The following is an 11,779-nucleotide window of genomic DNA, read 5'->3' as shown; positions in this document are numbered from 1 at the left end:
CGCTCAGCCGTCGCCGGGGGAGGGGGCCGTCGACTCCTCTTCCAGGCAACCCTCGGCGACGGCGTGCCTGATGCTGTCGACGAGTTTGGGGCAGGACCGACAGCGACTGGTGTCCCCGCCTTCGGCACGCACGTCTGCGAACGTCGCGCAGCGCTGCGTGGCCTCCGAACTCCACTGCACCGCAGTGTGTTCCGGGCCGAGCTTCTTGACGGCGACGGTGACGTGGCAGAAGCGGCAGTCGACCGGCGTCAGCCCGGCGGTGAGGTAGCGTTCCCGATCCCGGGCCGACGCCTCCCTGACCGCCGCCGCCCGCTCGGGGTCGGCCGCGAAATCTGGTGCCTTGGACCATGTTCCGCCCCCGCGCCCGGTGTCGACGGCGGGTTCGTCGTCGTCGTGACCGAGCAGGTTGAGCATCGAGCGCGCCAGCTGATCGACCGGATCACCGTCGGTGGAGCCGACTGCGTCACCGTCGGCGGAGCCGACAATTGGACCACCGTCGGGCGCCGAGGTCATGTGGCGGGCTGCTCCTCGGCCTCCTGCTGGCGCAGATTCTCGGCCACCCGCAGATTCTCCTGCACCTCGACGTTCCACTTCTCGTTGGCCGCCGAGGTGTCGACCTCGATCTCGAAGCGGTCGGTCATGTCCGGCGTGACGTCGGCGACGTCGACGTAGAACTGCTGATACCAGCGGCGCATCTGGTAGACCGCGCCGTCCTCCTCGACCAGCAGTGGATTGTCGATGCGGGTCTTGTGCTTCCAGATCTCGACGTCCTGCAGGAAGCCCTTGCTGACGCCCTCGGTGAACGCCTTGGAGAGCTTGTCGGACATCTTCTCGTCCATGCCCTTGGGCTTCTCGACCATCACGCCCCACTGCAGCACGAACGAATCCTGTGTCACCGGGTAGTGGCAGTTGATGAGGATCGACTCGGCCTTGAAGCCGCCGTAGTTGTTGTGCAGCCAGTTGATCATGAAGGACGGGCCGAAGTACGACGCCTCCGAGTCCAGGTGCGCGTCGCCGTAGGCGGTGCCGAGGTCGTTGACGTCGGGACGGCCCACGTTGTGGAGGTACTGCGAGGCGACGTGGCCCTCGAAGACGTTCTTGAAGTAGGTCGGCAGGCCGAAGTGGATGTAGAAGAAGTGCGCCATGTCGGTGACGTTGTCGATGATCTCGCGGCAGTTGGCGCCCTCGATGAGGATCGAGTTCCAGCGCCATTGCGTCCAGTCGTCGCTGTCGAACTCCGGCAGCTCGGGGATGCGCACCTCCGCCGGCGGCGGGTTGCCCTCGTGGTCGTGCCACACGAAGAGCAGTCCGCTGCGGACGTCGGTGGTCCAGGCCCGGGTGCGGGCCAGGCGCGGTGTCCGCTTGGCGTAGGGGACCAGTTTGCACTTGCCGTCACCGCCCCAGCGCCAGTCGTGGAACGGGCAGGCGACCTCGTCGCCCTTGATGGTGCCCTGGGACAGGTCGCCACCCATGTGCCTGCAGTAGCCGTCGAGGATCTTGACCTCGCCCTGCGAGTCGGCGAAGACCACCAGCTTGGTGCCGAAGATCTGCACGGAATGCGGCTTCCCGTCGCGGTAGTCCGCAACCGGGCCGAGGCAGTGCCAGCCCCTGGCGTAGCGGTCCGGCAGCGCGCCGGTGTCGATCTCGCGCACGCCTGCGGTTTCGGTACTCACGGTGGGGCCTCCCGTTGCTCGGCTCTCTAACTAGAACACGTTACAGTTTTTCTCCCTTGGCGCGCAATGTCAGGTCTCTCAGCTGCGGTATACCTAGACGATGCCGCTGTACGCGTTCGAGGGCAGATCGCCCGTCGTCGACCCCTCCGCCTTCGTCGCTCCGACGGCCACGCTGGTCGGTGACGTGCACGTCGAGGCGGGCGCCTCGGTGTGGTTCAACGCCGTGCTGCGAGCCGACTTCGCCCCCATCATCGTCCGCGAGGGCGCCAACGTGCAGGACTGCTGCGTCCTGCACGCCCCTCCCGGCATCCCCGTCGACGTCGGCCCCGGTGCGACCATCGCCCACGGCTGCGTCATCCACGGCGTCCACGTCGGTCAGGAGGCCGTCATCGCCAACCACGCGACGGTGCTCGACGGCGCCGTGATCGGGCGCCGCAGCCTGGTGGCCGCGCACTCGCTCGTCACCGGCGGCACCAAGATCCCCGACGAGGTGTTCGTCACGGGTGCCCCGGCGAAGGTGCGCGGACCCATCGCGGGCACCGGCGCGGAGATGTGGGTCAACGTCAACCCCGGCGCCTACCAGGACCTCGCCCGACGCTACGCCGACGGGCTGGTGCCCGTCGAGGGCTGAGCCGCTACTCGGGGCCGGCGAGCCCGGCGCGCAGCGCGATGTCCTGCATCTTGGCCACCGCCGTGGCGCGGCCCTCCTTCGTGGGGTCGCCGGTCGCACTCTGGAACTCCAGTCGGACCAGGGCCTTGCCCTCGGCGAAGAAGATCAGGGTGACGGCCTTGTCCTCGGTCGGGTGGGCGCCCGAGACGATGACCCCGTCGGTCCCCACCGGCAGCGGCTTGGGCGTGCCGCCCTTCACCAGGGTGGGCAGCGTGCCGGCGGCCTGCGTCAGCGTCGCCGCCGCCGTGGCCGCGTCCGGGTAGACCAGGAAGGTGTCGACGATGGCCCGGCTGTCCTTGGCGTTGACGAAGAACGCACTGGCGCCCGGCGAGCCATTGGGATTCGCGTTGCTCGACTGCTCGGTGAACGTGTCCTCGGCATCGGTCAGGTCGGCGGCGCTGAGCAGGAGACGGCGGTAGTCGACCGGCTGCGGCGCCGCGGTCGTGGAGGTGGTCGTGGAGGTGAAGGGGATCGTCGGCAACGTCGGCGCGGCGCTGTGCGAGGTGCTGGCGGTGGTGCCCCCGCCGGGCGGCGCGCATCCGCCGAGAGCAATCGCGAGCAGCGCGCTCACGGCGGCGAACAGGTATCGAGGCAACGGTGACCGCAGTGACGACCTGGTGAAAGGGCGGTAGCGGTAACGGGTTTGGCACGACATGTGCCTCGACGCTACGCCGCCCGGTTCATGGCGAGGTAATCACGCGGTGGGTTTGTCGGCCCCCACCACCCACATCGAGTAGTACTGCGAACCGCCGCCGTAGGCGTGCCCGAGAGCCTTGCGGGCGCCGGGCACCTGGTGCTCGCCCGCCTTGCCCATCACCTGGATCGCGGATTCGGCGAACCGGATCATGCCCGAGGCGCCGATCGGATTGCTCGACAGCACGCCCCCGGAGGGATTGAACGGGATGCGGCCACCGATGGCGGTCTCGCCGGCCTCGGTGAGCTTCCACCCCTCGCCCTCGGCGGCGAAGCCGAGGTTCTCCAGCCACATCGGCTCGAACCACGAGAACGGGACGTACACCTCACCGACGTCGATCTCGTCGATGGGCGAGGTGATGCCGGCGTCGCGCCACAGTGCGGCCGCGGCGTCGCGACCGGCTTGCGGATTGACCTGATCGCGGCCGGAGTAGGCCAGCGGTTCGGTGCGCAGGGCGGTGGCGTGCACCCACGCGACGGGATGGCCGTCGGAGACCCGTGCGTCGGCGATCCGCTCGTTGCCGATCACCAGCGCACACGCGCCGTCCGACGACGGGCAGGTCTCGTCGAACCGGATCGGGTCCCACAGCATCTGCGACGCCATGACCTTCTCCAGCGTGATGTCGGGTTGCTGCAGGTGCGCCAGCGGGTTCTTGGCGCCGTTGAGACGATCCTTGACCGCCACCATCGCGCCGATGTGCGTCGGGGCGCCCGAGCGCCGGATGTAGGACCGCACGTGCGGCGCGAAGTAGCCACCCGCCCCCGCGCCGACCGGCTTTGTGAACGGCACCGGAATGCTCAACGCCCACATGGCATTCGACTCCGACTGCTTCTCCCACGCCATCGTCAGGACGCGCTCGTACTTGCCCGACTGCACCAGGCTCGCCGCGACGACAGCCGTCGACCCGCCGACCGATCCCGCGGTGTGCACCCGGATCAGCGGCTTGCCCGTCGCTCCGACCGCGTCGGCCATGAACAGCTCCGGCATCATGACGCCCTCGAAGAAGTCGGGCGCCTTGCCGACGACCACGGCGTCGATGTCGTCGAACGTCGAGTCAGAATCCGCCAGCGCCTTGTCGATGGCCTCGCGGACGAGGCCGTTCATCGAGACGTCCTTGCGCTTGGCGACGTACTTCGTCTGCCCGGTGCCCAGCACCGCGGCGAGCTGTCCAGCCATTACCTGCCCTCCATGACCGCGACCAGATTTTGTTGCAGCGCAGCACCACTCGTCGCGTGCGCCAGCACCCGCGAGGCGGAGCCGTCGAAGACGTGCCTGGCCGCGAAGCCGATGCGCTCCAGTCCCGTCGAGAACATCGGGTTGGCCGACAGCGCGCCACCGGACGGATTGACCTTCGTGTCGCTGTTCAGCCCGATCGCCTCGGTGAGGATGAGGTGCTGATGGGTGAACGGGGCATAGATCTCGGCCACGTCGATCGACCCGGCATCCCCGCCGAGGGCCGCCTTCGCTGACGCCGCCGTCGACGGCGACGTGGTGAGGTCGCGGGCGCCGAGCACCGGGGTCTCGATGCGGTGTTCGATGCCGGTGATCCACGCCGGACGCTCGCGCAGTTCCCTGGCCCGGTCACCGGAGGCCAGCACGATCGCCGACGCGCCGTCGGTGATCGGCGCGATGTCGTGGCGGCGCAACGGATCCGCGAAGTACGGCCGGTCGAGCAGCTCGTCGACGGAGTCCGCGAGTTCGAGGGAGTCGGTCCGGCCGCCGGCCGCCATGGCGTCGAGCGCGACCTGAGCCATCTGCTCGGCGGTCCACGTCCCGGCGTCCAGACCGAGGCGCGCCTGCAGCCCGGCCGTCGACACGGCGTCGGGCACCAGCGGCGCGACGGTGTATGGGTCGGTCTGCAGGGCCAGCACCCGGCGCAGTATGCCCGCCGACGACTTGCCGAAGCCGTAGACCAGCGCCGTGTCGACCGAACCCGTCAGGATCTTGATGTAGGCCTCATACAGCGCCCACGCGGCGTCCATCTCCACGTGCGACTCGTTGATGGGCGGCACCGCACCGATCGAATCGATGGCCGACAGGAACGAAAAGGCCCGTCCGGCAAGGTAATCCGACGATCCGGAGCACCAGAACCCGATGTCGGTCTGTTCGATGCCGAGGTCGGCGTATAACTCGGCGAAACACGGCATCAGCATCTCGACGCCGTTGGTGGTCCCCTCGGTGCGGCGCACGTGCGGGGCGTGGGCGAAGCCGACGACGGCTACTTCAGTCATGCGCGATCCCGCTCCGCTTCTCGCTGTCAATCATTGGTAGAGCGACCCCTCACTGGTGGTGCTTGTACGTGTCGTAATCGGCGTCGGGCTCACCCGTCGGCCGGAAGTAGTCGATGTTGTCGATGCCGAGCCCCCACTCCTCGCGGGGCTTCCACACCGCCTCGACGCGCATGCCCATCCGGACGTCGGCCGCGTCGATCTCGGTGACGAGGTGCAGGAAGGGGATGTCGGCGCCGTCGAGCAGGACGTAGGCCGCCACGTAGGGCGGCTTGATGCGCTGCCCGGCGAACGGGATGTTGATGATGGCGAACGTCGTCACCGTACCCTTGTCCGGCAGCTCGACGAACTCGTCGAGCTGTTGGCCGGTGGCCGGATCCGCTTCGCGCGCAGGGAAGTACACCTTTCCGCCCGCGCCCGTCCTGGCGCCGACGAGCCTGCCCTCCTCCAGCGCGCGCAGGAACGTGCTCTCGGGATGGGAGGCGGTGTGCTGGATTTCGAGCTCGGTGGGGACGACGAGCATGGTCACCGGGTCGCGGTCGTCTGCCACCTCGGGCACGTCCTCCGCCGTGTCGCCGAGTGCGAAGTAGGCGATGTCGGTGATCGCGCCGACCGGCTCGTCGACCCAGTGCACGTGCACCCGGGCCCCGGTGCTGATCGCGTCGGGGGAGCCGGCGTCGACCGCGTGCAGCAGTGCGGTGTCGGCGCCGTCGAGCTTGACGAGCGCCCATGCGAACGGGCGGTCGAGCGGTTGGCCGGCCAGCGGCGCCGGCTGCCAGCTCCACGAAACGACCGTTCCCACGCTGGCCACCGGTACGATCTCGCTCAGCGGCGCGTAGTCCACGGGGTCGAACTCGGCAGGCGGAACGTGCACTCTGCCATCCGATCCGCGGACGCCGACGACGTGCCGTCCGCGCAGTTCGGTGAAGAACCGGCTGAGCACCGGTCCGACCGAACGGGTGTAGTCGAATGACAGCTTCAGCGGAGCTGAAAGTGGCGGCTCGTGGTCTTCCGTATGTGGTCGGACATGGGCCGGGCTACTTTGGCTGGCGGTCACGGCATCGAGTAGAACAGGTTCTAACTATCGTGGCAAGATCCGGGAAGGCGTCCACATGAAGCTTGGCTTGCAGCTTGGATACTGGGGCGCGCAGGCGCCCACCAACCACGCCGAACTCGTCGCCGAAGCCGAGGCGGCCGGTTTCGACACCGTCTTCACGGCGGAGGCATGGGGTTCGGACGCCTACACCCCGCTCGCCTGGTGGGGCCGCGAGACCACCCGGCTGCGGCTCGGCACGTCGGTCATCCAGCTGTCGGCGCGGACCCCCACGGCGTGCGCGATGGCCGCGCTGACGCTCGACCACCTTTCCGGCGGGCGACACATCCTCGGCCTCGGCGTCTCGGGGCCACAGGTCGTCGAGGGGTGGTACGGCGCGAAGTTCCCGAAGCCGTTGGCGCGCACCCGCGAATACGTCGACATCCTGCGCCAGGTGTGGGCGCGCGAGGCGCCGGTGCACAGCGACGGACCGCACTATCCGCTGCCGCTGACCGGCGAGCGCACCACCGGTCTCGGCAAGAACCTCAAGCCCATCACCCACCCGCTGCGCGCCGACATCCCCGTGATGCTGGGCGCCGAAGGCCCGAAGAACGTCGCGCTGGCGGCCGAGATCTGCGACGGCTGGCTGCCGATCTTCTACTCGCCGCGCATCGCCGACATGTACAACGAGTGGCTCGACGAGGGCTTCGCCAGGCCGGGTGCGCGCCGGACGCGGGAGACCTTCGAGATCTGCGCGACGGCCCAGGTCGTGGTGACCGACGACCGGCCCGGCGTGATGGAGTTGATGAAGCCGCATCTCGCGCTGTACATGGGCGGAATGGGGGCCGAGGACACCAACTTCCACGCCGACGTGTATCGCAGGATGGGGTACTCCGACGTCGTCGACGAGGTCACCGCGCTGTTCCGTAGCAACCGCAAGGACGAGGCGGCCAAGGTCATCCCCGACGAGCTCGTCGACGACTCGGCGATCGTCGGCAACCTCGACTACGTCCGCGAGCAGATCAAGGCGTGGGAGGCCTCGGGCGTCACGATGATGGTGATCGGCGCCCGGTCGCCGGAGCAGATCCGCGACCTCGCCGCCCTGGTGTAGCTGCTCGTCCCCGCGAGCAGACGCAAACGGCCCTGAAATGGCCCTCTCGAGGGCCTTTTGCGTCTGTTCGCGGGGATCGAAGTAGACACTTGTTGCAACTTGTCTAGAACACGTTCTAGATTCAGCGTGTGACCGAGCACACGATCGCAGGCAGCGTCGTCACGATGCCCGTGCGGGTGCGCGCGGCGACTCAGCACATGGCGATGTTCTCCGTCGATGCCGACGCCGCCCAGCGCCTCGTCGACTACAGCGGACTGCGGGTCTGCCGCTACCGGCCGACCAAGGCGATCGTCGTGCTGATGCTGATGGAGTACGTCGACGGCGACCTCGGCCGCTATCTCGAGTACGGCACCAACGTCATGGTCAACCCGCCGGGATCCGACGCGACCGGTCTGAAGGCACTGCAGTCGGCGGGCGCCTTCATCCACCACCTCCCCGTCGACGGGGAGTTCACCATGGCGGCGGGTCGGTCGATCTGGGGATATCCGAAGGTGTTGGCGGACTTCGCTGTTCGCGATGGAAGGCGGTTCAGCTTCGACGTCGGCATCGACGGCCAGTTCGCCGTCGGGATGGACTTCCGTCCGGGACTTCCGGTGCCGTCAGCCTTCACCGGCAAGACGCAGGTCCATCCGACCTATTCGCATCTGGACGGCGTGACCCGCGAAACCGCCGGGGAGATGCGCCTTTTCGGCGTCCGCTACCGACCCGGCGGCGTGCGCGTCCGGCTTGGCGAACATCCCTACGCGAGGGAGCTCGCGTCGCTAGGCTTCCCCAAGCGCGCGATGTTGTCGAGTTCTGCCGACAACGTGGAGATGACGTTCGGCGACGCCAAGGAGATCGCATGAGAACCGTTCTGCCGGAGCAAGATTCGGCGACGAAGCCCGACGTGGACCTGACCGACGGCACGTTCTACGCCGACGGGAACGCCCGCGCGGCCTATCGCTGGATGCGCCTGCACCAACCGGTGTTTCGCGACCGCAACGGGTTGGCCGCCGCCGCAAGCCATCAGGCGGTGCTCGACGCCGAGCGCAATCCCGAGCTGTTCTCCAGCACCGGCGGCATCAGGCCCGAGACGCCGGGCATGCCCTACATGATCGACATGGACGATCCCGCGCACGTCGTGCGGCGCAAGCTCGTCAACTCCGGCTTCACCCGCAAGCGCGTGATGGACAAGGTGCCGTCGATCGCCACGCTGTGCGACACGCTGATCGATTCGGTGTGCGAACGCGGGGAGTGCGACTTCGTCCGCGACATCGCCGCCCCGCTGCCCATGGCGGTCATCGGCGACATGCTCGGCGTGCTGCCCGAGGAGCGCGGCATGCTGCTGGAGTGGTCCGACGATCTGGTCACCGGGCTGAGCTCGCACATCGACGAGACGTCGGCGCAGGCCATGATGGCGGCGTTCGCGGGATACACCGCCTTCACGATGGACATCATCGCCAAGCGTCGGTCCGAGCCTACCGAGGACCTGTTCTCGATCCTCGTCAACGCCGAGGTCGAGGGCCAGCGGATGTCCGACGACGAGATCGTCATGGAGACGCTGCTCATCCTCATCGGTGGTGACGAGACCACGCGGCACACGCTCTCCGGTGGCACCGAACAGCTGCTGCGACACCGGGATCAGTGGGATGCACTGGTGGCCAACGCCGACCTGCTGCCCGGCGCGATCGAGGAGATGCTGCGGTGGACCTCGCCGGTGAAGAACATGTGCCGCACGCTCACCGCGGACACCACGTTCCACGGCACCGAGCTGCGCGAGGGCGAGAAGCTCATGCTGATGTTCGAGTCGGCCAACTTCGACGAAGCCGTGTTCGGCGACCCCGAGAATTTCCGCATCGACCGAAATCCGAATGGACACATGGCGTTCGGCTTCGGCGCGCACTTCTGCCTCGGCAACCAGCTGGCCCGCCTCGAGCTGTCGATGATGACCAGGCGCGTGTTGGAGCGCCTCCCCGATCTGCGGCTGGCCGACAACGCCCGGGTCCCGCTGCGGCCGGCCAACTTCGTCAGCGGTCCCGAGGCCATGCCGGTGGTGTTCACGCCGACGGCGCGGGTGCTCGACTAGACCGGGTTGATCTCCTCCAGGTTGCGCCGTGAGGTCCGCGGGCCGACCCACGCGACGACCCCCGCGGCGATGCCGAGTGCGACGAGGACGACGGTGAACATCGCGCCGGCACCATAGTCGTCGAGCACCGGGATGAGAACGAACGGCAATGCTGCACTGGACAATCGGGACAGCGAGTAGGTCCAGCCGACAGCGGTCGCCCGCACGTCGGTGGGGAAGATCTCGGCCTGATAGACGTGGTAGACGTTGGAGAAGACGTTGCTCGTCGCGGTGGTGAGGAAGCCGAACAGGACGATCAGGGCCGGGCTGGGAACCGTCGCGAACAGGAGGCCGAAGGCCGCCAGGGCGGCGATCGTCGCCAGCACCAGGTACTTGCGCTCGACTCGCTTGAAGAGCGGCACCGACAGTGCCGATCCGACCGGGTAGCCCAGGAACGACAGCGCCGTGTAGAGCAGCGACGAGGTGACGTCGTACCCGCGGCTGACGAGCACCAGCGCCGCGAGCGTGCCGAACCCGTAGTAGCCGAACGCCTGGCAGACGTGGAAGACGCCCAGCATGCCGAGGCGTTCGGGATACGGCGAAATGCGCAGTCGTGCAATGGGATTGGTGGCTACTGCGGGTGCGGGTGCGGGCTCGTCAGGTGCGGCGGGTGCGGGTGGCGCGCCGGTCTCGAACTGCGCGAGCGCGGCCCTGGCGTCGGCGTCGCGTCCGACACTGGCCAGCCAGCGCGGTGATTCCGGCAACCCTCGGCGCATCAGCATCACCAGCACGGCGCCGACGGCTCCGAGCACCAGGAGCAGCCGCCACCCCGGGATGCCGAGGAGGCTGCGCTTGGTCAGCGCCAGCGACAGGAACCCGAGCGCGGGCACGGCCACGAACGACCACGTGTAGGCCCACGCCGCCAAGCGTCCGCGGTCCGTCTTGGGCAGCACGTCGGACAGGTAGGCGTCGGCGACCGGATACTCCGCGCCGACACCGATGCCGGCGAGGAACCTGGTGGCGACCAGAAACCATGGCGCGGGGGAGAAGGCGCCGATCAGCGACCACGTCGAGAACCAGACGAGGTTGAACAGGAAGGCCCGCCGCCTGCCGATGCGGTCGGCGAGCCCGCCGAGTGCGGCCGACCCGATGAACATGCCGACGAAGGTCGACGCCAGCAGCAGTTTCAACGTGGTGCCGTCGAGGTCGTACTGCGTCTTGAGGGTGGTGCTGATGGTGCTGGACAGAAAGATCTCGTAGATCTCGAAGAACAGGCCCAGCCCGATCGCGACGACCACCCTGCGGTGCATCGGTCCGACGGGCAGGTGGTCGAGGCGCTGACCGATCTCGGTGAGCGCGGTGTTGTGCTGTGCCACCGGCCCATCATTCGCCAGCGGTCCCGACGCGTCCGCCCCACCCCTCGCGAGCAGCCGCAAAGGTGCCGCGACACGCCGGAGTAAGGGGAGTTTTGCGTCTGCTCGCGCGGAGAAAGTGAGCCCGGGAGTGCAGCTACTTCATCTGGAAGTTCGGGGGCCGCTTCTCCTTGAACGCCCGCGGGCCCTCCTTGGCATCGTCGCTGAGGAACACCTCGATGCCGATCTTGGTGTCGATCTTGAAGGCGTCGTTCTCGTGCATGCCCTCGGTCTCGTGGATCGACCGCAGGATGGCTTGCACGGCCAGCGGGCCGTTGGCGTTGATCAGCTCGGCGATCTGCAGCGCCTTGTCCAGCGCGGTGCCGTCGGGCACCACGTAGCCGATGAGTCCGTAGGACAGCGCCTCGGCGGCGGTGATGTGCCGCCCGGTCAGCAGCAGGTCGCACGCGATCGTGTACGGGATCTGCCGGACGAGCCGCACCGCGGAGCCGCCCATCGGGTACAGGCTCCACTTCGCCTCGGAGATGCCGAACTTCGCGCTCTCGCCGGCGATGCGGATGTCGGTGCCCTGCAGGATCTCGGTACCACCGGCGATCGCGGGGCCCTCGACGGCGGCGATGAGCGGCTTGGTGAGGCGTCGGCCCTTGAGCAGACCGTCGATGCGCGACGGGTCGTAGGCGCCGCTCTTGAACGAGTCCCCCGGGGGCGCCTTGGTGGCGGCCTTGAGGTCCATGCCCGCGCAGAAGTAGCCACCCGCGCCGGTCAGAATGCACGAACGGATCTCCGGATCGCTGTCGACGCGGTCCCATGCCTCGACCATGATCGAGAGCATCTCGGTCGACAGCGCGTTGCGGGACTCGGGCCGGTTGAGCGTCAGGATCAGGGTGTGTCCGCGCTGCTCGATGAGGGCATCGGGGCTTCCGTCGGCCTCGCTCACTGGTGCCTGCCTTTCA

At 68.2% G+C, this 11,779-nt stretch carries 12 protein-coding genes; 4 read left to right on the top strand and 8 right to left on the bottom strand.

Features of this window, described 5'->3' with window-relative positions; translation table 11 throughout:
- Positions 1 to 3 precede the first annotated feature (3 nt).
- Positions 4 to 414: a hypothetical protein gene (locus G6N60_RS23750; protein WP_179969814.1), complete on the bottom strand. Its 411-nt coding sequence runs from the start codon at positions 412 to 414 to the stop codon at positions 4 to 6.
- A 95-nt stretch (positions 415 to 509) separates the two neighbouring features.
- Positions 510 to 1,673, bottom strand: a complete 1,164-nt coding sequence (locus G6N60_RS23745) for a 3-ketosteroid-9-alpha-monooxygenase, oxygenase component (protein WP_163741841.1) — start codon at positions 1,671 to 1,673, stop codon at positions 510 to 512.
- Between the two features lie 100 nt (positions 1,674 to 1,773).
- Between G6N60_RS23745 and G6N60_RS23740 the strand changes: the two genes are divergently transcribed.
- On the top strand, positions 1,774 to 2,304 hold the full coding sequence (locus G6N60_RS23740; RefSeq protein WP_163741839.1) for a gamma carbonic anhydrase family protein: 531 nt from the start codon (positions 1,774 to 1,776) through the stop codon (positions 2,302 to 2,304).
- Between the two features lie 4 nt (positions 2,305 to 2,308).
- On the opposite strand, the gene G6N60_RS23735 is transcribed toward G6N60_RS23740, so the two are convergent.
- From G6N60_RS23735 to G6N60_RS23720, 4 genes are all read right to left on the bottom strand, one after another.
- On the bottom strand, positions 2,309 to 2,914 hold the full coding sequence (locus G6N60_RS23735; protein ID WP_246240985.1) for a hypothetical protein: 606 nt from the start codon (positions 2,912 to 2,914) through the stop codon (positions 2,309 to 2,311).
- A 123-nt stretch (positions 2,915 to 3,037) separates the two neighbouring features.
- Complete coding sequence (locus G6N60_RS23730) at positions 3,038 to 4,213, bottom strand: thiolase family protein (protein WP_163741837.1); 1,176 nt, start codon at positions 4,211 to 4,213, stop codon at positions 3,038 to 3,040.
- Positions 4,213 to 5,268 (bottom strand): thiolase family protein, encoded by a 1,056-nt coding sequence (locus G6N60_RS23725; RefSeq protein ID WP_163741835.1) that lies wholly within the window; start codon positions 5,266 to 5,268, stop codon positions 4,213 to 4,215. The genes G6N60_RS23730 and G6N60_RS23725 overlap by 1 nt, the downstream gene beginning before the upstream one ends.
- Positions 5,269 to 5,317: 49 nt before the next feature.
- On the bottom strand, positions 5,318 to 6,322 hold the full coding sequence (locus G6N60_RS23720; protein ID WP_163741833.1) for a Zn-ribbon domain-containing OB-fold protein: 1,005 nt from the start codon (positions 6,320 to 6,322) through the stop codon (positions 5,318 to 5,320).
- A gap of 55 nt (positions 6,323 to 6,377) precedes the next feature.
- On the opposite strand from G6N60_RS23720, the gene G6N60_RS23715 reads away from it, so the two are divergent.
- From G6N60_RS23715 to G6N60_RS23705, 3 genes are all read left to right on the top strand, one after another.
- On the top strand, positions 6,378 to 7,409 hold the full coding sequence (locus tag G6N60_RS23715; RefSeq protein WP_163741830.1) for an LLM class F420-dependent oxidoreductase: 1,032 nt from the start codon (positions 6,378 to 6,380) through the stop codon (positions 7,407 to 7,409).
- A gap of 128 nt (positions 7,410 to 7,537) precedes the next feature.
- Entirely contained in the window at positions 7,538 to 8,254 is a 717-nt protein-coding gene (locus tag G6N60_RS23710) for an acetoacetate decarboxylase family protein (RefSeq protein WP_163741827.1), read from the top strand.
- Positions 8,251 to 9,474, top strand: coding sequence for a cytochrome P450 (locus G6N60_RS23705; protein ID WP_163741825.1), 1,224 nt, complete (start codon positions 8,251 to 8,253; stop codon positions 9,472 to 9,474). The genes G6N60_RS23710 and G6N60_RS23705 overlap by 4 nt, the downstream gene beginning before the upstream one ends.
- On the opposite strand, the gene G6N60_RS23700 is transcribed toward G6N60_RS23705, so the two are convergent.
- Both G6N60_RS23700 and G6N60_RS23695 read right to left on the bottom strand, forming a co-directional pair.
- On the bottom strand, positions 9,471 to 10,829 hold the full coding sequence (locus G6N60_RS23700) for an MFS transporter (protein ID WP_246240983.1): 1,359 nt from the start codon (positions 10,827 to 10,829) through the stop codon (positions 9,471 to 9,473). The genes G6N60_RS23705 and G6N60_RS23700 overlap by 4 nt on opposite strands.
- A gap of 133 nt (positions 10,830 to 10,962) precedes the next feature.
- Complete coding sequence (locus tag G6N60_RS23695) at positions 10,963 to 11,763, bottom strand: crotonase/enoyl-CoA hydratase family protein (RefSeq protein WP_163741823.1); 801 nt, start codon at positions 11,761 to 11,763, stop codon at positions 10,963 to 10,965.
- Positions 11,764 to 11,779: the final 16 nt, after the last annotated feature.

The sequence above is a fragment of the Mycolicibacterium madagascariense genome (genome assembly GCF_010729665.1).
GTDB lineage: Bacteria > Actinomycetota > Actinomycetes > Mycobacteriales > Mycobacteriaceae > Mycobacterium > Mycobacterium madagascariense.
The sequence above is the reverse complement of the archived record's forward strand: the minus strand, read 5'-3'. Positions and strand labels throughout refer to the sequence as shown.

What these genes read in the sequence shown, in the direction of transcription:
- G6N60_RS23750 (WP_179969814.1), bottom strand. Translation starts at nt 414, where the DNA reads ATGCTCAACCTGCTCGGTCACGACGACGACGAACCCGCCGTCGACACC.
- G6N60_RS23715 (WP_163741830.1), top strand. Translation starts at nt 6,378, where the DNA reads ATGAAGCTTGGCTTGCAGCTTGGATACTGGGGCGCGCAGGCGCCCACC.
- G6N60_RS23740 (WP_163741839.1), top strand. Translation starts at nt 1,774, where the DNA reads ATGCCGCTGTACGCGTTCGAGGGCAGATCGCCCGTCGTCGACCCCTCC.
- G6N60_RS23730 (WP_163741837.1), bottom strand. Translation starts at nt 4,213, where the DNA reads ATGGCTGGACAGCTCGCCGCGGTGCTGGGCACCGGGCAGACGAAGTAC.
- G6N60_RS23705 (WP_163741825.1), top strand. Translation starts at nt 8,251, where the DNA reads ATGAGAACCGTTCTGCCGGAGCAAGATTCGGCGACGAAGCCCGACGTG.
- G6N60_RS23725 (WP_163741835.1), bottom strand. Translation starts at nt 5,268, where the DNA reads ATGACTGAAGTAGCCGTCGTCGGCTTCGCCCACGCCCCGCACGTGCGC.